Here is a 21,861-nt window from a genome sequence, read left to right as displayed (position 1 = left end):
CGCCGATTTCCACGGAGTAATTATGGACCACGATGCCCCTAGCTGGCTTACCGTAAAGGTCGGCGGCATGTCACGCGATGAGCTTAAGCGCGCTATTGCGTACATGTCGCGACACGAGAAGTCTAAGGCTGCCCTTGAGGGCGACACGGGCGACACCGCGAAGGGCGCATCTGCGGACCCTGCGGGTCTTGCTGCGAAGATCCGCGCCGGAATGGGAGCTTTCCAGTGAATGACCTTATTCCCGCCCCTGTTGGGGCTTTCCGCGCCGTGTGGCGTGACTTGGACGCGGTCGACGGCCTTATGGTGCTGCCCATTATCGGTTTTACCCCGGTTGAGGAACCGACTAGCGCGGTCATGTTCGGTGGTCCGGAAGCACCGCAGGTGTTCACCCCGGAGCGTGCTGCGAACCCGAACACGCAGGCCGTTCCGGTGGTGCTCACTCGCCGGGGCGAGGTGCGGGCGATCCCGACCGTCCTGCCGGAGGACGTTGACGACGTGTTTTTTACCGCGCAGGCAGGCACGGGGCTTATGCCCGGGGAAATCCCGGCTCTCGCCTATTTGGGCGTTGTGAACGTCCACGAAGACCCCTGCGAGGTGTTCGCCGATCACGTGGCCGCCGCCCGTGAGCACCGCGACCAGGTGGTCGCCGCGCGGGAGCGCGCAGCCCTGCCAGAGCCCGAACCGGTTCACACGGTGGCCGCGCAGGTGACCGCGCCCGAACCGGTCGACGTTGACGATGTGTTCGCCCGCGCGCAGGCGACGACCACTGTGACCAGCATGGAAGAGCTTTACGCCCTGTACGCGGAGGAAAACCAGTGAACGACATTGACGACCGGGGCATGCCCGCACGCCACGAACCGGCCGAAGACGGGGGGTACGGTTCCGACGATTGGCGTAAGGGCCCTGCCCTCGCCCGGCATGAGAACATCCTGTACGCGGATTTCCCCTCGCCACCTGCGGATGTTTCGGCCGCGCGGGACGCGATGGACTCCGCCGCTGCGCTGATTGGCGACCTTGACCGTGCTGCCCGACAGACTCTCGCCGAGTACAAGGGTGTTGGCGGTCGTGCCCGCGTGGCCGCGAGGGACGCTGTGGCGCGTGGCGAGTCCCCTCCGTCGACGGAGGAAGCCGACGCGGAACGGGATCGGCTGGCGCGCCGCTATAAGGACGCGGTCGCGCATCGTAAGGCGGTTGAGGATCATCTCGCGGGGTTGGTTGCCCGTTATCACCAGGTGGCCGAGGCTGCGCTTCCCGCGTGGCGTGACCTCCTTGCCGCGAACCTTGACGACCAGGCGGACGCGGCGCGTACGGCCCTGTCTAAGGCGCTTGTCCAGGCGCGCGAGGCTGTTGCCCTCGCCGTGGCGGTCGAGACGATGGACCGTCCGATGTGGAACCCTCAGCATGACGCGCCGCGAAAGTCCGCTCTTGCTGGTCGGGAGTTGCCCGCGAACCTGGAACCGGACGCCACGCGCGGAACGGGCGGGACGAACTACGCGGCGGGAACGACTGAGATCGACGCGGACCTTGACGCGGTCGCGCGACTCGCGACCCGCTGGTTGCGCGTGGAAGGGAACCACCAGCTAGGCCAGGGTCCTATCCCGGAAGCGTTGACGATGCAGACCACGGACATGCCGGAGCGAACCACCCCGGTTGAGCGGTTCGACCCTGACGCGGCCTCGCGGAGACGGGAATGGGACATGTTCCTCGGTCAGCAGGCTATGGCGCATGGGTTGCCTGTTGAGGAGCAGCCCCCCGTCGAGGGCTAGGGGCTAGGTCGATCAGGTGGGGGTGGTCGCTGATTGGGTGCCCCCCCGTCTGGCCGACCCCCCCTGCCCTGTGCCCCGCCCCGCCGTGCCCCTGTGGGTGTGTGCCGTGCTGTGAGCACATGCTGTGTGGCTCTGTGAGCGACGCTGTGAGGCGTGCGAGGGCGCGCGAGTCTTTGGCTGTTAGTGGTTCGTGGTCGCGCGGGAGCGTGCGACACACAGCCATTCACAATGGCTGCGTCAAGGATGGCTTGACGCGCGTCGCCGTTGTCCTTCCGCGAGGTTCGTGGCGTCGCGGCGAGAAGCGAATCGGTCGATGGTGCGAACTGTCGACAACGTCACCACGGACTGTTATCTGTGCAGGTCACAGCCTTAAGGCCCTGGGGGTACCCCCGAAACCCAAAAGGACAGGGACCGGGGGTTCTTAGCAGTTAGGTCGCGCTGCACGCATTTTCTGGTTTCCCTTTTTCTGGGTTGGTGTGTTTGAAAGGACACAATGAGTTACGAAGACATTCGCGCCCGCCTGGTCGGGGCGCTGGAAACGGTTGCGGAGACCGACGAGACGATTTCGGAGCGGGTCGCGACCGTCGCCGCGATGCTTGCGCGTGCCGACCAGTTGGCCGCGCAGGTGGCTAGCGATGGTCTTATGATTCCCGGCTCTGCCGGACAGATGGTTGCCCACCCGCTGCTGAGCGAGGAACGCGCTTTGCGGACGCATGCCGATCGTGTGTGGGCGGAGTGCCTGCCTCTTGACGCCCCGGACGCCCCGGACGTCGCGACGGACGACGTCGTCTCCGCGAAGGCACGGCGCGCAGCGGAGGCCCGTTGGGGTCGCCACCGTGCAGCGGGCGAGATCGCCTGATGGTGCGTCGTCGCCGCGCGCAGGCTAAACGCGCTCCCGTACAGACTCGCCGTGTGCGCCCGGAGTCGATCGCTGATCGACGCCGCGATATGCGCGCGTGGATGCTTGACCGCGCCACGCAGGCGACTACCCGCGAGGAATGGCAGCACTTCACGGAGGACGACACGACGCACGTCGCCAATGTGATGGGGGATCACGCGGCGGAGGTATGGCCGGATGACCCCGTGTGCGCGGCAGAGCATGCGGAGGACGTTGCGACGCTTGCCGCGTACCGGGCGATGTTCGATTGAGGCGTGCCGGTGGTCGTGCCGGAGCGTGCCGCTGTGTGCCGGAGCGCGGCAAGAGCCTTGCCGGAGCGTCCGCCCGTGCGCCGTTCACCGGCACGTCTTCGTTGTCCAGGCGGAGACCGTGCCGGTAGCGGCAAGCCGTTGACCAGGGGTTTGCCGCCTTTGCCGGCAAGTTCTTTGTGGTTTGCCGGTCGTATTTGCCGCTTTGCCGGAGCGTGTGCCGCAAGCGTGCCGCCGTCCGTGCCGCTAACGGCAAGCGTGCCGGAGTGTGTGCCGGTCGTGCCGGAGCTTGCCGCTCAACGGCAAGCCCCTTGCCGCCGTGCCGTTCTTAGGAGAGAACCGTGTCTGAAGAAACCAAGCAATGTGACCGTTGCCGCGAGGACAAGCCCCTCACATCCTTTGCGCCACACGCGAGGGCAAAGGATGGACACCGTCGTTCGTGTCGGTCGTGTGTCCTCTCCGCTGCGAGCCAGAAGAACACCGTCCGCACCCGCACGGCAAAAGCCTATGACGCCGCGAGGGAACGTTACGATGACCGCGTCATTGACCCTATTCTGTTCCCCGGTGGCGTAGTCGAGTTCGTTCCGTGGCGAGGTGCACCGAAGGATGCGCCATTCCAGGTGAACCTTCGTCGACACGGTCCGATACCTACCGCAGCGAGGATTCCGGCTTGTAGCCGCGAGTGCGCGGAGGTCGTTCTCCGCGAGTGGGAACCCCACGTGCACACGGAACTTCATGGTACGCATCTCTCGCATTACGGGCACCGCGCAGCACTGCGTCCGCTGCGTGTGCACGTGTCTGGGCTTGACCGCGAGGCGACTTGTCACGTCTGCGCTACCCCTGTGGAGCCGCGTCGTGCTTTCAGCGTCTAGAATCACCCAAAATCACCCCTAGGTGACGGATCGGACATGATCCGTTACCTAGGGGCTTTTTTCATGCCCGAAAGTTGTGTGTGCGCGATTCTGCGGGACGTCCGCCGCGACGCGCACGGTCATACGTCCGGGTTGGCGGTAACGAACGTGCCTTTTCCCTTGCTTGCCGCCACAAGCCCCTTGCCCGCGAGCAACGCGATGGCAGCGCGCACGGTAGGGCGCGATACCCCGAACTCTTCGCATAGCGCGTGTTCAGACGGAATGCGCCTACGCGGCGGATAGGTCCCGTCTGCGATACGACGAGTCAGGACGTCCGCTATCTGCTCAAAGAACGGTTCCGGCCCGTCAAGGTCGATGGTCATAAAGCGACACTACGAGTCAGAGGGTGTGATATGGCGCTAGCACGCGCCGCTTGACGTCACCTATCGTCGCTTAGCAACGCTTGACAAGTTGGGATACAGTGAAGACTCCGTCAACGACGGAACCCCGCGACGGCGGTAACCGTCCGGGGTCGTGACCAACCTGATTGCGCAGGCTGATATGTCCACCATACTTGCTTTCCTGGCGTGCCTTGCACGCCTCTTTCGGCCGTCCCAAGCCGTCCACGCCTCGCCGTATGGCCGCGTCTCTGGCGTCATATTCGAGCTTCGCCGCGCACGGTCCCGCCGCGTCCGGCCGTTCGTCGCCGAGCCCCTCGCCCTCGCTCCCGCGCCGGTGGTTCCCGCGCCAAGGAAGCCGGTTGACGCGCTTCCCGCGTTTCCCCGTACGGCGTTGTCTGCGGTCGCTCCGATCGCAGGTGACCGGCACCCGCTCCCGCCCGCGAACCTTGTGCGCGGCTACTACAGGGCGTATGAACGCGCGCAGGAACGCGCCTACGCGGACCGGCAACGGTTGGGCGTCGCCGTCGCTATGGACGTCGCTACCGCGACCCGCACGGCGGTGATCGCATGAACCGCTGCGAACTCACCAGGTGGCACCCGTTCAAGGCCGGGGCAGACATGCCGAAAAACTGTGTGAAGCCCGCTGGACATGACGGTATGTGCCGCGATTACAGGGGCGACTACGAAGGTTCGCCGGGGCGCGCTCGCGAGATGACGCCGGAGGAAGTGAACGCGCACAACCTTTCGGATGACGCGGAGGAAGGCACGAAGGACGTGTGCAGCACGCGGCGACCCGGTTACCAGGAGGGTCCCGCGTGGGGACGCCGTCGCCTTCCCTGCGTCCGCGAGGTCGACCACGAAGGCGTGCACGCCAACGCGTTCGGCGACACATGGACGGATACCGACGTCGTCGACCACCCCATGAACGATTCCGCGCGGGAAGCTGGCCGTATCCGCGAGGTGACGCCGGAGGAATGCGCGTCGCCGCGTTGCATCCTTCCGTCCGGCCACACGGGCGCGCACGCGGAGCACCCGGAACCGTTCGTGGTGAACGCGTGTGCCGCGCAGCTAGCCAGCCTTTTGACCGCCCCGGGGTTGCTGCGTGACGCGGCGGAGACGCTGCATAAGGCCGCGACCGTTTGGGAAACCCTGGACACCCTGATTCGCACGGGCGGACCGTTGCCGTCCCGTTGGGCTACGCCGCGAGTCGATTCCTTCCTCGCCGGGATCGACGCAACGCCGCTGCACTCCACGCTCACAGAATCGCTTGACACGTCGCCGCCTGGTGGCGGGTACCGCGTCATGCCGTTTACGACTCTCCGCGCCGCTGTGCACACCTGGGACGCGCTGGACACCGTCCTCTGTGGTGGCGGGGCGTTGCCCGAACCGTGGGCGGAGGTGGCGCGGTGAACGCTGATGACATGCCCGACTTTGTCGACGACGTTGTTGATCCCGCAATCCTGCCCGACGACCCCGAGTACGTGGCCGATTATGTGTTCTGGAGGGCGCGTATCGAACAGCACCACGCGGACCCCATGGCAGAAATGCTTGACCTACATGAGTCGCTGATTTGGGATATGCACTTCGCAGGGGCGTTGTCCCTGGAAGCCGCCCAAGACAAGATCGCGGACGCGAGGGCGCTTGCCCTAGCGGCGGAGGATCTCGCCCGCGAGTAGCCTCGCCCCCTAGCCCCGTTTCGGAACCTCCGGAGCGGGGCTTTTTCGTGTCTGACCTGCGGTTTTGCTTAAAGTAATCGTCCCAAGTATCTTGGTCGTCTGTTCATCCACTTCAAGCACTGAGCGGATGAGGCCTGTGGACCGGTTACGTCGAGACATGGAGTGACGCGAGTCCTACGATCGTGCCATGGCAAAGGTCAGAATCCGCGTCAGCCTCGATCCGGATGAGGCGGAGCGTGTCAGATCCCATGCGGAGCGCGCGGGGATGGATTTGTCTTCCTACCTGCTCAACGCCGCGATCTGTCAGATGGCCGATGCCGAAGGACGAGTCGCGCAGCAGAGACTGGAGGAGATCCGGTCCGGAGATGCCCAGGTCGTTTCCGCCGAGGATGTTGCCAAGGAGCTCGGCCTGTGACCGGCCGGTAGGCGTGCTCGGAGCGATGGCGCAGGCACCGTGGACGTGCGAGGTGGGACGTATGGGCGTGAAACAGGAGGCCGTCGAGGCGGAACGACTGAAGTTGGTTCCGCTATTGCCTCGGCACGCCGATGACGTGGTGGCGCTGTTCGCAGACCCGGCGATGAGCACGCACCTGGGCGCCGACCTTTCCGAACCGGACGTGGCCCGGGCGATGGTGGACAACCGGCTCGCCTATGAGGGCCCGCCGGAACTCGGGCATTGGGTCATCATGCTCGACGGCGACCTCATCGGTCTGGCCCACCTACGCCCCTCGAAGGAACTGCCCGGCGACCTTCCGGAGATCGGATGGTACCTGTCCGCGCGTCATGGCGGCCGTGGTCTGGCGACCGAGGCCGCCTTGGCGCTGCTTCGGCACGGGCTCGACGAACTGGGACTGAACTCGGTCTGGGCGCTGGTGCACGTGGACAACACCCCGAGCCTGCGGTTGGCCGAACGCCTGGGGTTCCTCGTGGTGGGCCTGGGCTTGCACTACAACGGCCCCCACCACGTCCACGTCGCCCTGCCTGGTCAGGCCTGAGCATTTCCTGAGACGAGGCCCGATTCCGTGAGTAGCCTGGCTGCCTTTCGTCCACTTCGAATGCCGAGGTATGGCGTCACTTTCCGTAGCGGTGCCTACAGGTGGCGATCCTGATCTCTTCTTCGACCAGCTTGTGCACGAGTCGGTGTTCATCGGTGATGCGACGTGACCAGTAGCTTTGGAAACCGTGTCGCAGCGGCCCCGGACGGCCCGCTGGACGCTGCGTTCCGGTCCGTACCTCTCCGCCGCCAGGGCCACTGGAATTTTCGTTACCCCGGTTCAGTGTGGATTCATGTGCGTGCACCGGGGTGCTGGGTGGCGGTCGATTGACACGGTGGGTCGATTTTCAATCAGGTCTCGTTGGATATTCATTTCTATGTGTTTATGAGGCCGGGGTGTTTGTTCCAATTGGAACCCGGATCCCATTTGTTCTTGTGTAGATTTCCGTGCGGATTATGTGTGTGACTCCAGGGGCTGGATTGCTTGCAGGGGCCTTGGTTTCTGATGAGGTGGGGTTATTTATCATGCCTGAATGAAAAGTCAATCGCATGGCCGGCCGGGAGCGGTCAATGGTGGCGCTTGAGTCGTGCAATCTTCTGTTGCAAACTGTCCGAGCATTGCCTAGGTGATGCGGGGAGTTCTGTTGATGGGTTCACGTGTTCGTGTCAGATGCGGTGTCGTTCTTATGAACTGGCCGCTGCATTCGACTTGGGTATCGACCGCGTGGATCGCGCGAATATGTCATCGCCCATAGTTCGCCCACGGCCCTGTTCGGTCGTGGGTGCCTGATCGAGGAGAAAGAGCCATTTCTGCGTTACCAGATTATTTGAAACGGCCCGCCAAGCACACGGGTGTGCGCCCTGTGATCGCCGTACTGGCGGCGGCGGTGCTCACCATCGGTTCGATGGGTGCCGCTCACGCGGCCCCGGCCTCTGACGAGACCCGGGATCTGCCGACCGATTTCAAAGCACCGTTCGAATGCGGGCTGGAGACGACGTACGCGACATACTCCGGACACGACCAGAACGCCCTCGACTTCATCCGTGCCGACGGAGGACAGGACACCGGTACGCCGATTCTCGCCTCGGCCCCCGGGACCGCGCAGGTTCTGGAGCAGGACGGAGCCGGGCTGGTAGTGAATATCCACCACGCGGGTGGCTGGGAGACCAAGCACTACCACCTGGACTCGCAGACCGTCACGGAAGGTGAGGAGGTCGAACAGGGCCAACAGATCGGCACACTGGGGAACACCGGCGACAACACCACCGGAGCACACCTGCACTACGAACAGCGCCTGAACGAGGTCGCCCAAGAGATCGAGTTCGAGGGCGAGTCGTTGGGCTACCCGCTGGGCTATCACGAGGAGTTCGTGACCAGCACCAACGGTTGCGATGGCGAGGAGCCGCCGCCGGAGGCGGAACCCACCGAACTGGCCTACACCGGCCCTGAGACGGCCACCAACGGGGAACCGCTGGAGCTGTCGGGCACGCTGACCGACGAGGGCGGAGACACGGTCGCTGAGAAGGCCATCGAATTCGTGTTGGGTGCGGGGGACGGTGAGCAGGTCTGCGAGGGGACGACCGATGGTGACGGTAACGCCTCTTGCACGATCGACGAGGTCGATCAGCCCCTCAACGACGACGGCACGGTTACCGTGACACTGACCTTCGCGGGTGACGACGAGTACGAGGCCTCGGAGGCCTCCGCGGAACTGCGGATCACGTTGGAGACGGAACTGGAGTTCACCGGCCCCGAGACGGTGGCCAATGACGAGCCCGCCGAGCTGTCGGGGACGCTGATCGACGAGACCGGTGCGGCGGTCGCCGACAAGGACGTGGAGTTCGTGTTGGGCGCCGGGGAGGCTGAGCAGGCCTGTGAGGGGACGACCGATGGTGACGGTAACGCCTCTTGCACGATCGACGAGGTCGATCAGCCCCTCAACGACGACGCCACCGTTCCCGTGGCGCTGACCTTCGCCGGCAGCGACTTCTACCTGCCCTCGGAGGCGTCCTCGGACGTGGCCCTGGGGTACGTGACCGGTAGTGCCTTCGGTTTGTCCGCCGAGGTCCCCGTCCTTGGTCTGCCGATCTCCTTGGGACCGGAGCCCGAGACCGGTGAGGTGCGCACGGCGGACGCCGAGACGATGGAACCCGTGTGTTCCGAGCGGATCGGTTCGACTCTGATCACCGCGGACGTTCTGTGCGCCGAGGTGGAGACCGGTACCGCGCCGGCGAGCTCCACCGCGAGCAGTAACGTCGCGGACGCCTCTATCGGGCTCGTGGGCCTGCCGGTCATCGGTGTGTCCGGTCTGGAGGTCAGCTCCACCAGTACCTGTGAGGAGCAGACCGGCAGCGTCGACATGACCCTGACGGTGGCAGGCGTGCCGGTGGAGGTCGGCGACACCCCTGACCTCGAAGTGGACCTGGGCGGCATCCTGGGGACGAAACTCGTGGTCAACGAGCAGATCGAGGAGGAGGACGGCGGCTTCACCGTGAACGGCGTCCATCTGACCGGTCCGGGTGGCATCGACGTCGTCGTCGGTTCGGCGACCTCTGCGGCCCACAACTGCCCCTGACCCGGGTCTGAGGGCAACACCCCCTGGGGCGCGGGAGCTCGAAGCCGCGTGACCAGGGGGTCTCGTCGGCACGGGCTCGACGGAATGGGGCTGAATTCGGTCTGGGCGCTGGTGCACGTGGATGACACCCCGAGCCTGCGGTTGGCCGAACGCCTGGGATTCCTCGTGGTGGGCCGGGGCTTGCACTACAACGGGGCCCACCGGGTCCACTTCGCCCTGCCCGGACAGGCCTGGGTGTTCCCTGAGGCGAGGCCCGATTTCGTGAGTGGCCTGGCCGCCTTTCGTCCACTTCAAATACGGGAGTAAGGCGTCACTTGCCGTAGTGGTACCTACAGGCGGCGATCCTGATCTCTTCTTCGACCAGCTTGTACACCAGTCGGTGTTCATCGGTGATGCGACGTGACCAGTAGCTTTGGAAACCGTGTCGCAGCGGCTCCGGCTTACCGATTCCTTCGTTGCCGTTGCGGGCGATGTCCTTGATCAAGATGTTGATGCGTTTGAGGATCTTCCGGTCCTGGCCCTGCCACCAGACGTAGTCTTCCCAGGCGCTCTCAGCCCAGACCAACTTCACTCGCCGAGCTCCCGTTCGATCCCCTGGTCGGCTTCGAGCTCCTCGATCGCGGTCACCAGACGTCGGGCGTTTTCAGGGCTGCGGAGCAGGTAGGCGGTCTCCTTCAGAGTCTCGTACTCGGACAAAGCCATCATCACCACCGGCTCGCGCCCGGCTCTCGTGATGACGACCTCTTCCCGGTCATCGACCACGGAGTCGAGTGTCGCGGCGTAGTTGGCTCGGGACTCCGAGTAGGTCAAGGTCTTCATTCCTGGCCCCTTCGTAGTACAACCGGACATGCCATCATTGTACAATAAGTTGTACGTATGGGTGAGAATTCTGTGTCACTGGATGGGTGAAGGGGTTTCCTCGTGGTCAGCCGGGGCCTGCACTACAACGGCCCCCACCGGGTCCACGTCGCCCTGCCCGGACAGGCCTGAGGGGTCATCGACCTCGGCCTTGGAGGAACGCCTCCACTTCCTCGGCGGTGGGGGCGGTGGCGGGGCCCTTGCGGGTCACCGCCAGCGCCGCCGCGGCGTTGGCCCGGCGGGCGGCCGACACCGGGTCCTCTCCCGCCGCCAGGGCGGCCACGAACACCCCCACGTGCGCGTCGCCCGCGCCGTTGGTGTCCACGGCCTCGACCTCGAACCCGGGTACCGGCACGGGGGCGGTGTGGGGTTCTGCGACCAGGCAACCCTCTGCGCCGGCGCGCAGTACCACCACGCCGTCGACGCGTCGGGACAGGGCCGAGGCCGCCTCCATCCCATCGGAGGTGCCGGTGAGTGTGGTCGCCTCGGCGGCGCTGAGGCTGAGCACGTCGACCCGGGGCAGCACCCGTTCCAGGGTCGCCTCGGAAATCATTCCCACCACCGGCGCCGGGTCCAGGACGAGGCGCACACCGGGGGCGAGCCCACCGATCCAGGTCACCAGGTCGTCGGCACGCCCACCCGGCAACAGCGAGTAGCCCACCACGTAGACGAAGTCGCCCGGCCTCGGCCGCAGGTCGTTCAGGTCGCACAGTGGCAGGTCCATCTCGGCGCCCAAGTGGGTGACGAAGGTGCGTTCGGCGCTCGGGTCCACCATGACCACGCAGAATCCCGTGTCGGCCGGGCGAGGCGGATGCGCGACCTTCACGCCCTCGGCGCGCAGGGCCGCCCGCACCAGGTCACCATTGGGTCCGGTTCCGTGCGCCCCCGCGTACTCCACCTCCAACCCGGCGCGCGCGGCGGCGGAGACCACGTTGAACCCGCCCCCGGGCAGGGTCCGCGCGGAGCTCGCGAAGGAACCACCGCCGGGCTCGGGCACACCGTCGACCTCCATCACGACGTCGATGATCACCGGTCCCACGTGGTGGAGTCGCAGGGGCACTGCCGGGTCCTCTCGTCGGCTCGTCCCCGGATCATCCCGTAGTCGGTTGTCGAGTTTTTGCCGGGGCGGTCCCGCTCAGGTGCGCTCCTGCGTCCCAGACTCGATAGGGAAGGCGCGACAGGAGGAGAACCCATGCTGACCACCGACTTCGTCAACGGCTCGCCCCGATGGGTCGAACTGGGATCCGATTCCCCCGAGGCCTCGGCGGACTTCTACAAGCGGGTGTTCCGCTGGGAGGCCGAGAGCGGGGGAGCGCGAGTCGGCGACTACCCGATCATGAGGTCGGATGGTGGAAACGTGGCCGGGATCGGTGCGCGCATCGTCGACGAGGAAGCGCTGTCCTGGACGGTCTACTTTCAAGTCGACGACATCGAGGCGACCGCCCGGCGTGTGCGGGAGTTGGGAGGCACCCTCCAGGTGGAGCCCACCGAGGTGTTCGAGCTGGGCACGGTGGCGCACGCCACCGACTCGCAAGGCGGCTGGTTCGCCCTCTGGCAGCCCGGCACCTTCGTCGGTATGGAGGTGACCGACCGCCCGGGAGCACTGTGCTGGGTGCAACTGTGGACCACCTCGGTGCAGAGTGCCGAGGACTTCTACCGTGATCTGTTCGGCTGGCGGTGCGTCGACATCCCCCTCGCCGACGAGGAGACCTATACGATGGCGCGTCCGTCCGGGGCGGGCGAGGACCGTTACTTCGGCGGGATGATGGAGATGCCTCCCGTGCAACTGCCCCAGATCGAGGGCTTCGCCGACTGGCACCCGGTGTTCCAGGCGGCGGACTGTGACGCGGTGGCGGCGTCGGTACGGGATTCGGGCGGTCGGGTGCACGTGGGGCCGCACGACGTACCCGGGGTGGGGCGGCTGGCGGTCTGTTCGGACCCGCTCTCCGCCGGGTTCGTGATCCTGGAGCCGCTGAACGGACATCTCTGATCCCGGCCCCGAACCCGCACCGCGGCGAGCCGCGAAACGTCGGTATCCGACAGCACACTGGGAAGTCGACACAGGAGGCGATCTGATGCTCACCACTGACTACGTACCCGGTTCACCCTGCTGGGCCGAGGTGACCAGCCCGGACGTCGAGGCCTCGGCCGCGTTCTACGGCGCGTTGTTCGGCTGGGAGGCCGAGTCGGCCGGACCGGAGGCCGGCGGCTACGTGAACTTCCGGCTGGACGGTGCGCTCGTGGGCGCGCTCAGCCCGCGGATGTCGGAGGAACAGCCGATCTCCTGGACCGTCTACCTGACCACCTCGGATCTGGACGGGACGGTGAACGCCGCCAAGGCCCTGGGCGCCACGGTCCACATCGACCCCATGGACGTGATGGATCTGGGGCGGATGGCCTTCCTGAGCGACCCGCAGGGCGGCGCGGTTCCGCTCTGGCAGCCGCGGGGCTTCGCCGGCGCGGAAGCGATCGACGTTCCGGGATCGCTCATGTGGACCGAGCTGTGGACGCCCTCGGCGGTGGGGGCCAAGGACTTCTACGGAGCGCTGCTCGGCTGGGAGTTCAACGACGTTCCGATGGGTGATCAGGTGTACGCGACCATCCGTCCGGCCGAACAGGGCGAGGACCGCTACTTCGGCGGGATCATGGAGGTGCGGGCCGAGGACCTGCCACAGACGCGGGGCGCCGCCGACTGGCATCCCGTCTTTCACGTCACCGACTGCGACGCCGCCGTCGCCCGGGTACGTGAGGCCGGCGGCCAGGTCCACATGGGTCCGGAGAACGCGCCCGGTGTGGGGCGGCTCGCGGTCTGCGCCGACCCCTTCTCCGCGGGGTTCGTCCTGCTCACCCCATCACCGGAGTGATCCCGCCCGTATGAGCCGAGGGCGGGGCGGCGGGTCGGCCCGTGAGCCGCCTCGCGGCCCCGCCCCATGGTCGCTACTGGCGGGAGACGGCGGAGGAACCGCCGCGCAGCACGAACTTCTGGATCTTGCCGGTGGCGGTCTTGGGCAACTGGTCCACGAACTCCACCTGGGTGGGCGCCTTGAAGTGGGCGAGGTGCTCACGGGTGAACGCGATCATCTCCTCCTCCGTGGTCGTGGCCCCCTCTTGAAGCACCACGAAGGCGCGCGGGGTCTCACCCCAGCGCTCGTGCGGCACACCCACGATCGCGGCCTCCAGGACGGCCGGGTGGCGCAGCAGCACACCCTCCACCTCCACCGAGGAGATGTTCTCCCCACCGGAGATGATCACGTCCTTGATCCGGTCCTGGATCTCCGCGTAGCCGTCGGGGTGGATGACGGCGGCGTCGCCGCTGCGGAACCAGCCGTCGCCCATGGCCTTCTCGGTGGCCTCGGGGTCGTTGTAGTACCCCTTCATGACGACGTTGCCGCGCACGGTGATCTGGCCGACGGTCTTGCCGTCCCAGGGCACCTCGGTGCCTTCGTCGTCCGTCACGCGCAGTTCGCCGGAGGTGATGAGTTCGACGCCCTGACGGGCCTTGAGCGTGCCGCGGTCGCGCACCGACAGTTCCCGGTGTTCGGGGCGCGGCTCGCAGACGGTGATGAACGGGGCGGTCTCGGTCAGTCCGTACACGTGGGTGATGGTCCAGCCCAAGTCCTCCTCCAGCCGTTCGATGGTCTCCGAGGCGGGGGAGGCCCCGGCGGTGACCACGTGCACACCGGGCGGGACGCCGCCACGGACCTCCTCCGGGGTGTTGGCGAGCATGATGAGCACGGTCGGGGCCGCGCACAACCAGCTCACCTCCTCGGTCCGGATCAGTTCGAACACCCGCGCCGGGTCCATCACCGGAAGGCACACGTGCGTGCCGCCCGCGGCGGTCACCGTCCAGGTGTAGGTCCACCCGTTGGCGTGGAACATCGGGAGGGTCCACAGGTACTTCTGCCCCAGCTCGACGCGCAGGTGCAGCAGGGTGCCCACCGAGTTCATGTACGCGTTGCGGTGGGTGATCATCACCCCCTTGGGGCGGGCGGTGGTCCCCGACGTGTAGTTGATGGTGAGCAGGTCGGTCTCGGTGATCTCCGGGTGCCGGAAGTCCGGGGAGGTGGCCGCGATGAGCGCCTCGTAGTCCTCCCATCCCTCGCGCGAGCCTTCGAGGGCCACGAAGCGTTCCACCCCGGGCATCCGGTCGCGCACCGAGTCCACGGCGCCGAGTTGGTCGGCGTGCACGCACAGCACCTTGGCGCCGGAGTGGTTGACGATGTAGACGAAGTCCTCGGCGGTCAGCCGGAAGTTGACCGGGACGAGCACCGCGCCCAGCTGCGGGACGGCGTAGAACGATTCGAGCTGGGCGTGGGTGTTGGGCGCGATGTAGGCGACGCGGTCGCCTTGGGCCACCCCCATGGTCTGGAGGGCCGAGGACCAGCGGTCGCAGCGATCGAAGAACTGTTCGTAGGTCAGGCGCAGGTCCCGGTCGACCACCGCCTCGCGCTGTGGGTACAGCCTGCGAGTGCGGCGGGCGAACTCCAGCGGCGTCAGTGTGAGTTCCAAGGTGCCCTCTCCTTCGACTTCTACAAGTGCCCGTGCGGCTTGTGGTGCTATCAGGGCAGATGGTGCGTGTGGTGGCGGTCAGAGCCCGAACAGCCCGGACGCGTTGTCGTGCAGGACCCCGCGCAGCCAGTCGGATCCCAGGTCGAGGTCGACCAGGGCCCGGATCTGCTCGCGGTAGGCGTAGGGGATGTTCGGGAAGTCCGTACCCAACAGGACGCGGTGCCCGAGGTCGCGCAGCCGTGGGAGTTCCGCGCGTGGGAAGGGCGACATCCGCTCTATGTAGGGCGTGAACGCCATGGTGGTGTCCAGGTGCACGCGCTCGTACCGTTCGACCAGGTCGAGGAAGGCCGTGTACTCGGGTGCGCCGGCGTGGGCGACCACCGCGGTGAGCCCGGGGTGGGCGCGCAGCACCTCGGAAAAGGGGCCGGGCCCGGTGAACTCACCCGGCATCGGGCCGGAACCGCAGTGCACGACCACCGGGGTCCCGGCGTCGGCGAGCGTCCCCCACACGTCGGTGAGCAGCGGGTCGCGCGGGTCGTAGGCGCCCACCTGTAAGTGGGCCTTGAAGACCCGGGCCCCGGAGTCGATCGCCTCGGCCACGTAGTCCTTGGCGTCGGGTTCGGGGTAGAAGGTGGCGCTGCGCAGACAGTCGGGGTTGCCCTCGGCGAAGGAGGCGGCCCAGGAGTTGAGCCAACGGGCCATGTCCGGGCGGTGCGGGTAGGACAGCGCGGTGAAGTGCCGGACCCCGAATCCGCGCAGGATGTCCAGGCGCTGATCCTGGTCGAAGCGGTAGGTGATGGGCCAGACGCCGTCACCGAGGGCGTCGAAGTAGGCCCACACCTTGCTCAGAACGTTGTCGGGCATGAAGTGGGTGTGCACGTCCACGAGGCCGGGGAGTCCGAGGTCCCGCCAGACCCGGCGGACCTCGGCGCTCTCGTCGGCCCCGACCAATGATGAGACTCCAGTCACATCATCCAGCTTATGGCCCGTCCGAACCGCGCTCGGAGCCGGGGCGGCGACCGGCCACCCGGAGGGCTCGGGGCGGACCGACCCCGGGGAGCCGGTCCGCTCGTTCCTCAGCCCAGTGGGCCCCGTGTCCTTACAGGACCTCGGCACCGTCCTCGTGCTCCGTCTCCCAGAACTGGATGAACCCCTCACCACAGTCGAAGTCGTCGAAGTCCATGTTGGAGATGGACAGGTTGTTCTGGATCGCCTGGATCGCCCCCGGTACGGCTCGGAAGGATCTGCCGGGCTGGTCCCACAGGTCCACCACCAACAGCGGATGCCGGGGGTCGAGCATGGTCAGCTCGTCCGCGACGATCAGGAAGGTGTGCTCGTCGTGCGGTGACAGGCACATGAGCTGCTCGAAGGACAGCCCGGTGTAGCCGCTGTCGTCCACCACGTGGACATAGGCGTAGAAGGTGTCGGGGTCCTCCTCGGGCAGCTCGAATTCCTCGTCGTCGAAGACGGGAGCGCGTACGGCTTTCAGGACCGCCTTCCATGCCCCGTCGTCACCGTGATGGGTGCGTACGAGCAGTGGGTCCTCGCTGACGGGGAGGCGTGGTGGACGCCCCGTGAGGGGGCGGTAGCGAGGAGGAGAGGCCAGTAGGTCCAGGTCGGCGCCGAACACCTCGTCGGGTTCCTCGGGCAGGGTGGACTTCCAATCGTCCAGGTAATGGCCTTCGGGATCGAACACCAGGTAGAGCATGGACGCCTGGCGGGCTCCGATCCGCAGCACGTGCTCGTGGGGGACGAAAGGGGGCTCCTGAGGTGTGTCCTCGTCCTCGGGAGAGGTGGTGAAGGCCAGGAGGGGGCGGTGCACGGGGTCGGCCATGGTGCGCTCGTCCGCCAGCAGCACCATGTGCGGGAGCCAGGATCCGGCCTGCTCCAGGGCCGAGTGGACATCGGCGGTGGTGGCGTTCCGCCAGACGGGGTCGTCCACCAGAAGCAGGTGCTTGTCGTTTCGAGGGAGAACGGACCCTTGGTCACCGTGTTCCGACCGGGGGAGCGGCGGGTGCGGAAGCACACCGGGCAGGTCGGACAGGTACGAGAGCGTGTCCTGCCACGCGTCCTGGTCGTCGTAGGCGGTACGAACCACGAGGAAGACCGTGATCTCCTCCTCCCCCGTGGGGAAGGACGGAAGCAAGAGCTGGGAAGGGGGTCGCACTGGAGGCACCTTGCACGTAGTAAAGGGGTGGAAAGGCCTGGATAGCACGCTGCGGTGACAAAGCGCGCCACGTGCGTTCGGTAGAACACCGTGAACCTGGCCCGGCCTCCTGAAAACCACGTATCAGGGACATGCGATTCGAGAGCGGTACGTGGTGGGACCGCGTCGCGGAGCGGGTTCACAGGGCCAGGAGGAGGACCCCGGCGACCACCACCACCGAAGCGACGACGCGCACCGTCCCGAACCGTTCGTGGAAGAAGATCAGGCCGATGACGGCCGCGAAGACGATGCTGGTCTCACGCAGTGCCGCGATGCCGGCGACCGCCCCCGACAGTTGGGCCCACAGCACCAGCCCGTACGCGCCCGCGCTCACCGCCCCGCCCAGCAGGCCGACCTTCCACATGGGGCGCAGCTGCTCCACCAGCCTTCCCCGCCGGGTGACCAGGGCGACCAAGAGGAACACCGGTCCTTGAAGACACATGACCCAGGCGATGTATCCGGTCGGGTTCTCCGTGAGGCGCACACCGTAGGCGTCCACCACGGTGTAGGTGGCGATGGCGAGCCCCGTGGCGAAGGCCGCCAGGAGTGCCGGGGCGTGCTCTCTACGGGGCATGCCGTTCGCGAACACCAGCACCATCAGCCCCGCGGACACCGTCAGCACCCCGGCGAACTCGTTCGGCGGCAGGGCGTCACCGAACACCACCACGCCGATGAGTGCCACAACCCACGGGGCGGTGCCACGCGCCAACGGGTACACCTGCCCGAAGTCACCGGTCCGGTAGGACAGCATCAGCAGACTCAGATAGAGCACGTGCGCGACGAGTGACCCGAGCAGAACCGGCCAGGCCTCGAGCGGCGGGAGCCCGGCCACGAACAGCAGGGGCAGGGTGGCGAGCATCCCGCCGAGCCCGATGAGGGCGAACCCGAGCAGCCGGTCGGTGATGGCGTGCGCGATCGCGTTCCACGTGGCGTGCAGGAGCGCGGCCACCAGGACCGCGGCGAGGACGGGTGTGGTCATTGGACCTCTCGGGCAGGGTTCAGAGGACCCCGCAAGAGTAGGCCCCGGCCCTCGTCCTCGACCTGATCGGGTTCGCCCACAGGGTGTGGGCGGTCGATGTTCCGACTCAGGTACGGGTGCGCGTGGCGGGGGTGACGGCGTGGTTGCGCAGGTGCTCGTAGACGATCGACGCGCGCACGTCGGCGACCTCGGGTCGTTCGGTGAGCTTGTCCACCACGAACGCGTACAGGCTGTTGTTGTCCGGCAGGGCGACGTGCACCAGGAAGTCCTCCTCGCCCGACGTCACGAAGACCGACAGCGTTTCCGGCAGGGAGCGGACCCAGTCGCGGAACGCCTCGATGTTGTGCCGCGAGGGTTTCACGACGCTCACGGTGATGAGCGCCTGGACCGGGCGACCGATCAGTTCCAGGTCCACGTCCAGCAGTGAGCCGCGAATCACACCCCTTTCCCGCAGTGCGCGGGTGCGATCGAGCGTCGTGGTGGGCGAGGCGCCCACCGCCGCGGCCACGTCGCGGTTGGTCTTCCGTGCGTCCGACTGGAGTTCGGCCAGAATCGCCGTATCTAGTTCGTCAATATCAGCCATACGCGGAGTCTATCCGTACTTAATCCGGAATGTTGAGTTCAACTCCGGAGTATGCGTAACATCTGAGAGAAAAGGTCGTATTTGGCTCGCCGGGGAGTGATCCTCTCCTGGCCGGCAGCGTCGCCCGCCGATCGACCACGCTCCGGTGCGACGCCGCACCACCGCACAACAAAGGGACGTCCCGTCACCATGAGACCTTCCTCTGCCGCGGCCGGCACCGACCGATCGTCGGTGGGCCCTGTGACGAGGGGCCGCGTCCTGGCCCTGGTCGCGATCGTCTGCGCGGCGCTCAACCTGCGCCTCGTCGTCACCTCACTGTCCCCACTGCTGACCACCGTGGGCGGAGAACTCGGGTTCACCGCCACCGTCGTCGGTGTCTTCGGCACCCTTCCGCTGGTCGCCTTCGCGATCTTCGGCCTGGTCACCCCCGCGATCATGCGTCGTCTGGGCGCCGAGGCCACGGCGACCCTGAGCATGCTGCTCACCGGGATCGGACAGGTCCTGCGGGCCTTCGCCCCCGACACCGGGGCGTTGCTCGCGCTCACCGGTATCGCCCTCACCGGAGCGGCCCTGGGCAACGTCGTGCTGCCGCCGCTGATCAAGCAGTACTTCCCCGACCGAATCGCCGCGCTGAGCACCGTCCAGATGGTCGCGATCCACCTTGGCGCGCTCTTCCCACCGCTGGTGGCCGTGCCCCTGGCCGAGGTCGCCGGGTGGCGGGTCGCCCTGGGCGCCTGGTCGGGCATCGCCCTCGTCGCCGCCCTCCTGTGGGCCGTGCAGTGGCGCAGGGGCGGCCCCGTGGCCTCCCCGACCACGACGATGGGCGATGATCGGCCCCTGGCCCGCCCCATCCCGCGGGTCGGCATGGCCTGGCGGATGGCCCTGCTCTTCGGCATGGTCACCTGGAACGTCTTCACGCTCTTCACCTGGCTGCCCGCCCTGTTGAGCGACGCCGGGCACGGCCCCGCCGCCGCGGGGAGCATGGTCTCGCTGATGGTCGGCACCAGCCTGCTGTTCGGCCTGGTCGCGCCCGCGGCCACCCTGCGCACCGCCGATACCTTCCCGATCGTCGCCCTGGGACTGTCCGGTTACGGGATCGGTTACCTGGGTGTGGCGCTGGCACCGGGGCTCGCCGTCGTGTGGGTTCTCTTCCTTGGACTGGGCACCAGCCTGTTCGTGGTCACCATGACCATGATCAACGCTCGAAGTTCCACCGCCCGGGGCGCCGCCGCCCTGTCCGGGTTCGTGCAGGGCGCCGGTAGCGGGATCGCCCTGGGCGGGCCGCTGCTGTTCGGACTGTTGAGCGAGCTCACCGGCGGTTGGACCGCCTCCTACGTCCTCGTCGCCGGAGGTTCGCTCGTGGTGGCGGCGGTCGTCGCCTATGTCGAACGCACCCCGTGGACCATCGAGGCGGCGGCGCGGGGACGGCGTCCCCGTCGAGACGGGGCGGGGCTCCTCCACGCCTGATCGGATGGCGCCCGGGAGAGAGACGTGAGCGTTTCGGGTCGGCCCCTTCCCAACCCCGGGAGGGAGGGGCCGTCCCACCGATTCCGTTTCCGTCCGGCCCACCGATGTCCCGAAAGGGAAAATCGGTGACGGACGGTCACTGGAAAACGTCACACCCGCCCCTGTGAGTGCCCTGAGTCCCATTTCTGTGGGACGAAAGGCACAGGGAGAACAGGCGCATGCATGTGCACAAACGGCCAATAGTGGCCACTTTCATGGATATGCATCACATGCGGTCTCAGAAGCTCGTCAATGCCTACAACAGGCGCATAATGGCCACATGAGCATCCAACCCCCCGCATGCCCTTATTTCGCGTATCCCGAATTCCCTCCCTGATCGCCTCGACCCCGAGGGGAACAACGGTTCAGCACGTCGGAGGTGGGGTCGGGGAACCCCGGCTCTCCGCGGGCACACCACGGGAAGTCGCACACAATGACCATGGAACGGCCACAGCCGTACCGCCACCCGGAACGACCGGGGAACGGGGCCGAGGGACCCGCTCCGCTCATCCGCAACCAGGACTTCCAGGCCCTGTGGGCCGGCCGCTTCTTCGCGGGATTGGGCAAGGAGAGCGGCGAGGTCGCCTACCCCCTGCTGATCCTCCTCCTGGCCGGGTCCGCGTCCCAGGCGGGCATCATCGGCGCCGCGCAGGTCGCCACCACCATGATCACGGCCGTGGTCGGAGGTGCCCTCGCCGACCGCGTCAACCGGCGCGCCATCCTGCTCGTCTGCGACATCGGACGGCTCCTGCTCCTCGTCGCCTTCGCCTCGCTACTGCTCAACGGTGAGGCCGACGTGCCGCTCGTCATCGGGGTGGCGGTCACCTCCTCGGCCCTCACGGGTGTCTCCAACCCGGTGGCCATGGCGGCGATCAAACAGCTCGTCCCGTCCTCGCAGATCGCGAGCGCGTCGGCGCAGAACCAGATCCGTTTCTTCAGCACCACCGCGCTGGGCGCGCCGCTCGCCGGTTCGCTGTTCGGCCTGGGTCGCGCCTTCCCGTTCCTCGCCGAGGCGGTCTGCTACCTGTTGTCCACGGCGCTGCTCCTGCGCATCCGCCGACCCATGCAGGCCCCTAGGCGCGCCGAAGGGGAACCGTGGACCCTGCGCGGCACCGTCACCGGGTTCGTGCTCCTGGCCCGGCACCCGATCCTGCGGCCGATGATGTGCTGGATCATCGGGTTCAACCTCGCCTTCACCCAGACGGGTGTGTTCCTCGCGATCATCGCCACCGCGAACGAACGAGGTGCCTCCAACCTGCTGGTCGGAGTGACCGTGTCACTGGCCGGGATGGGCGGGCTGGCCGGAGCGTTGGCGGCCGGTCCGGTGTTGCGGGCGGTGAGCCCCTCCCGGATCCTCCTCTTCACCGCGTGGTCGGCTCCGGTCTGCGCGCTCGTCCTGGTGGTCACGCCCGGAGTGCTTCCGCTGGGGATGATCGTGGCGTTCGTCTTCGCCGCGGTCCCCTGCGTCAACGCGGTCTTCTTCGGTTACGTGGCCGCCACGGTGCCCGACCACTACCAGGGGCGGGCCCTGGGCGCGGTGACCTTCATGGCGCTGCTGTCCCAACCGATCGGCATCGTCGGGGTGGGGGTGGTCTTCGACCTGGCCGGCCCGATCGCGGTGTTCGTGACGATGGCGGTGGTGTCCGCGCCGGCCGCGCTGTTCACCCTCGGACCCACCATGCGCGCCCTGCCTCGCCCGGATGAGGTCGCCGTCCTCTGAGGAGCCGTTCCCCGCCGTTCCGGCCGCCCGTCGAGCGCGCCGTGACCCCTTGGTCCCGCGGGGTCACGGCGCGCTCGGGCCATCGGTACC

24 protein-coding genes are annotated in these 21,861 nt (G+C 67.1%); 14 read left to right on the top strand and 10 right to left on the bottom strand.

Features of this window, described 5'->3' with window-relative positions; genetic code table 11:
• Window positions 1-279 precede the first annotated feature (279 nt).
• From ACWGKS_RS26435 to ACWGKS_RS26420, 4 genes are all read left to right on the top strand, one after another.
• Entirely contained in the window at window positions 280-819 is a 540-nt protein-coding gene (locus ACWGKS_RS26435) for a hypothetical protein (RefSeq protein ID WP_452524393.1), read from the top strand.
• The gene (locus ACWGKS_RS26430) at window positions 816-1,766 is read left to right on the top strand and encodes a hypothetical protein (protein ID WP_452524391.1); all 951 of its coding nucleotides are present in this window, start codon (window positions 816-818) and stop codon (window positions 1,764-1,766) included. The genes ACWGKS_RS26435 and ACWGKS_RS26430 overlap by 4 nt, the downstream gene beginning before the upstream one ends.
• A gap of 493 nt (window positions 1,767-2,259) precedes the next feature.
• Window positions 2,260-2,625: a hypothetical protein gene (locus ACWGKS_RS26425; RefSeq protein WP_452524389.1), complete on the top strand. Its 366-nt coding sequence runs from the start codon at window positions 2,260-2,262 to the stop codon at window positions 2,623-2,625.
• A 53-nt stretch (window positions 2,626-2,678) separates the two neighbouring features.
• Entirely contained in the window at window positions 2,679-2,915 is a 237-nt protein-coding gene (locus ACWGKS_RS26420; RefSeq protein WP_452524387.1) for a hypothetical protein, read from the top strand.
• Window positions 2,916-3,903: 988 nt separating this feature from the next.
• Here the strand turns inward: ACWGKS_RS26420 and ACWGKS_RS26415 are convergent.
• A complete protein-coding gene (locus ACWGKS_RS26415) occupies window positions 3,904-4,146 on the bottom strand; it encodes a GntR family transcriptional regulator (protein ID WP_452524385.1) in 243 nt (80 codons plus the stop codon).
• A 585-nt stretch (window positions 4,147-4,731) separates the two neighbouring features.
• Between ACWGKS_RS26415 and ACWGKS_RS26410 the strand changes: the two genes are divergently transcribed.
• The 4 genes from ACWGKS_RS26410 (at window position 4,732) to ACWGKS_RS26395 (ending at window position 6,835) form a co-directional block, all read left to right on the top strand.
• Complete coding sequence (locus tag ACWGKS_RS26410) at window positions 4,732-5,574, top strand: hypothetical protein (protein WP_452524383.1); 843 nt, start codon at window positions 4,732-4,734, stop codon at window positions 5,572-5,574.
• Window positions 5,571-5,840 carry a hypothetical protein gene (locus tag ACWGKS_RS26405; protein ID WP_452524381.1) on the top strand — a complete coding sequence of 90 codons (270 nt, stop codon included), beginning with the start codon at window positions 5,571-5,573 and terminating at the stop codon, window positions 5,838-5,840. Before ACWGKS_RS26410 ends, ACWGKS_RS26405 begins: the two co-directional genes overlap by 4 nt.
• Window positions 5,841-6,027: 187 nt before the next feature.
• Window positions 6,028-6,255 (top strand): plasmid mobilization protein, encoded by a 228-nt coding sequence (locus tag ACWGKS_RS26400; RefSeq protein ID WP_452457133.1) that lies wholly within the window; start codon window positions 6,028-6,030, stop codon window positions 6,253-6,255.
• Between the two features lie 61 nt (window positions 6,256-6,316).
• Window positions 6,317-6,835 carry a GNAT family N-acetyltransferase gene (locus ACWGKS_RS26395; RefSeq protein ID WP_358515068.1) on the top strand — a complete coding sequence of 173 codons (519 nt, stop codon included), beginning with the start codon at window positions 6,317-6,319 and terminating at the stop codon, window positions 6,833-6,835.
• A gap of 76 nt (window positions 6,836-6,911) precedes the next feature.
• On the opposite strand, the gene ACWGKS_RS26390 is transcribed toward ACWGKS_RS26395, so the two are convergent.
• Window positions 6,912-7,139, bottom strand: a complete 228-nt coding sequence (locus tag ACWGKS_RS26390; RefSeq protein ID WP_358515071.1) for a type II toxin-antitoxin system YoeB family toxin — start codon at window positions 7,137-7,139, stop codon at window positions 6,912-6,914.
• A 549-nt stretch (window positions 7,140-7,688) separates the two neighbouring features.
• On the opposite strand from ACWGKS_RS26390, the gene ACWGKS_RS26385 reads away from it, so the two are divergent.
• Together ACWGKS_RS26385 and ACWGKS_RS26380 are read left to right on the top strand one after the other, a co-directional pair.
• Window positions 7,689-9,410, top strand: a complete 1,722-nt coding sequence (locus ACWGKS_RS26385) for a M23 family metallopeptidase (protein ID WP_358515074.1) — start codon at window positions 7,689-7,691, stop codon at window positions 9,408-9,410.
• Between the two features lie 48 nt (window positions 9,411-9,458).
• Window positions 9,459-9,716, top strand: coding sequence for a GNAT family N-acetyltransferase (locus ACWGKS_RS26380; protein WP_358515076.1), 258 nt, complete (start codon window positions 9,459-9,461; stop codon window positions 9,714-9,716).
• A gap of 4 nt (window positions 9,717-9,720) precedes the next feature.
• Here the strand turns inward: ACWGKS_RS26380 and ACWGKS_RS26375 are convergent, their stop codons facing one another.
• From ACWGKS_RS26375 to ACWGKS_RS26365, 3 genes are all read right to left on the bottom strand, one after another.
• Complete coding sequence (locus tag ACWGKS_RS26375) at window positions 9,721-9,981, bottom strand: Txe/YoeB family addiction module toxin (protein WP_358515079.1); 261 nt, start codon at window positions 9,979-9,981, stop codon at window positions 9,721-9,723.
• The gene (locus ACWGKS_RS26370; RefSeq protein WP_067607479.1) at window positions 9,978-10,229 is read right to left on the bottom strand and encodes a type II toxin-antitoxin system Phd/YefM family antitoxin; all 252 of its coding nucleotides are present in this window, start codon (window positions 10,227-10,229) and stop codon (window positions 9,978-9,980) included. The genes ACWGKS_RS26375 and ACWGKS_RS26370 overlap by 4 nt, the downstream gene beginning before the upstream one ends.
• A gap of 175 nt (window positions 10,230-10,404) precedes the next feature.
• The gene (locus ACWGKS_RS26365; protein WP_358515082.1) at window positions 10,405-11,328 is read right to left on the bottom strand and encodes a PfkB family carbohydrate kinase; all 924 of its coding nucleotides are present in this window, start codon (window positions 11,326-11,328) and stop codon (window positions 10,405-10,407) included.
• Between the two features lie 132 nt (window positions 11,329-11,460).
• Between ACWGKS_RS26365 and ACWGKS_RS26360 the strand changes: the two genes are divergently transcribed.
• Window positions 11,461-12,258, top strand: coding sequence for a VOC family protein (locus tag ACWGKS_RS26360; protein ID WP_358515085.1), 798 nt, complete (start codon window positions 11,461-11,463; stop codon window positions 12,256-12,258).
• Window positions 12,259-12,343: 85 nt separating this feature from the next.
• On the top strand, window positions 12,344-13,132 hold the full coding sequence (locus ACWGKS_RS26355; protein ID WP_452524377.1) for a VOC family protein: 789 nt from the start codon (window positions 12,344-12,346) through the stop codon (window positions 13,130-13,132).
• A 73-nt stretch (window positions 13,133-13,205) separates the two neighbouring features.
• Here the strand turns inward: ACWGKS_RS26355 and ACWGKS_RS26350 are convergent, their stop codons facing one another.
• The 5 genes from ACWGKS_RS26350 to ACWGKS_RS26330 form a co-directional block, all read right to left on the bottom strand.
• On the bottom strand, window positions 13,206-14,777 hold the full coding sequence (locus ACWGKS_RS26350; RefSeq protein ID WP_452524375.1) for a long-chain-fatty-acid--CoA ligase: 1,572 nt from the start codon (window positions 14,775-14,777) through the stop codon (window positions 13,206-13,208).
• A 78-nt stretch (window positions 14,778-14,855) separates the two neighbouring features.
• Complete coding sequence (locus ACWGKS_RS26345; protein ID WP_452524374.1) at window positions 14,856-15,746, bottom strand: amidohydrolase family protein; 891 nt, start codon at window positions 15,744-15,746, stop codon at window positions 14,856-14,858.
• Window positions 15,747-15,876: 130 nt separating this feature from the next.
• Window positions 15,877-16,944: a DUF6924 domain-containing protein gene (locus ACWGKS_RS26340; protein WP_452524372.1), complete on the bottom strand. Its 1,068-nt coding sequence runs from the start codon at window positions 16,942-16,944 to the stop codon at window positions 15,877-15,879.
• A 178-nt stretch (window positions 16,945-17,122) separates the two neighbouring features.
• Entirely contained in the window at window positions 17,123-17,962 is an 840-nt protein-coding gene (locus tag ACWGKS_RS26335) for an EamA family transporter (RefSeq protein ID WP_452524370.1), read from the bottom strand.
• A 106-nt stretch (window positions 17,963-18,068) separates the two neighbouring features.
• On the bottom strand, window positions 18,069-18,545 hold the full coding sequence (locus ACWGKS_RS26330) for an Lrp/AsnC family transcriptional regulator (protein ID WP_452457140.1): 477 nt from the start codon (window positions 18,543-18,545) through the stop codon (window positions 18,069-18,071).
• 189 nt (window positions 18,546-18,734) lie between these two features.
• Between ACWGKS_RS26330 and ACWGKS_RS26325 the strand changes: the two genes are divergently transcribed.
• Window positions 18,735-20,012 (top strand): MFS transporter, encoded by a 1,278-nt coding sequence (locus ACWGKS_RS26325; RefSeq protein ID WP_452524368.1) that lies wholly within the window; start codon window positions 18,735-18,737, stop codon window positions 20,010-20,012.
• A 472-nt stretch (window positions 20,013-20,484) separates the two neighbouring features.
• Entirely contained in the window at window positions 20,485-21,771 is a 1,287-nt protein-coding gene (locus tag ACWGKS_RS26320) for an MFS transporter (RefSeq protein WP_452524366.1), read from the top strand.
• The last annotated feature ends 90 nt before the right edge of the window (window positions 21,772-21,861 follow it).

This window comes from Nocardiopsis sp. NPDC055879 (assembly GCF_053615935.1).
The sequence above is the reverse complement of the archived record's forward strand: the minus strand, read 5'-3'. Positions and strand labels throughout refer to the sequence as shown.

What these genes read in the sequence shown, in the direction of transcription:
- ACWGKS_RS26425 (WP_452524389.1), top strand. Translation starts at nt 2,260, where the DNA reads ATGAGTTACGAAGACATTCGCGCCCGCCTGGTCGGGGCGCTGGAAACG.
- ACWGKS_RS26400 (WP_452457133.1), top strand. Translation starts at nt 6,028, where the DNA reads ATGGCAAAGGTCAGAATCCGCGTCAGCCTCGATCCGGATGAGGCGGAG.
- ACWGKS_RS26410 (WP_452524383.1), top strand. Translation starts at nt 4,732, where the DNA reads ATGAACCGCTGCGAACTCACCAGGTGGCACCCGTTCAAGGCCGGGGCA.
- ACWGKS_RS26395 (WP_358515068.1), top strand. Translation starts at nt 6,317, where the DNA reads ATGGGCGTGAAACAGGAGGCCGTCGAGGCGGAACGACTGAAGTTGGTT.
- ACWGKS_RS26355 (WP_452524377.1), top strand. Translation starts at nt 12,344, where the DNA reads ATGCTCACCACTGACTACGTACCCGGTTCACCCTGCTGGGCCGAGGTG.
- ACWGKS_RS26320 (WP_452524366.1), top strand. Translation starts at nt 20,485, where the DNA reads ATGACCATGGAACGGCCACAGCCGTACCGCCACCCGGAACGACCGGGG.
- ACWGKS_RS26415 (WP_452524385.1), bottom strand. Translation starts at nt 4,146, where the DNA reads ATGACCATCGACCTTGACGGGCCGGAACCGTTCTTTGAGCAGATAGCG.
- ACWGKS_RS26370 (WP_067607479.1), bottom strand. Translation starts at nt 10,229, where the DNA reads ATGAAGACCTTGACCTACTCGGAGTCCCGAGCCAACTACGCCGCGACA.
- ACWGKS_RS26335 (WP_452524370.1), bottom strand. Translation starts at nt 17,962, where the DNA reads ATGACCACACCCGTCCTCGCCGCGGTCCTGGTGGCCGCGCTCCTGCAC.
- ACWGKS_RS26325 (WP_452524368.1), top strand. Translation starts at nt 18,735, where the DNA reads ATGAGACCTTCCTCTGCCGCGGCCGGCACCGACCGATCGTCGGTGGGC.
- ACWGKS_RS26330 (WP_452457140.1), bottom strand. Translation starts at nt 18,545, where the DNA reads ATGGCTGATATTGACGAACTAGATACGGCGATTCTGGCCGAACTCCAG.
- ACWGKS_RS26360 (WP_358515085.1), top strand. Translation starts at nt 11,461, where the DNA reads ATGCTGACCACCGACTTCGTCAACGGCTCGCCCCGATGGGTCGAACTG.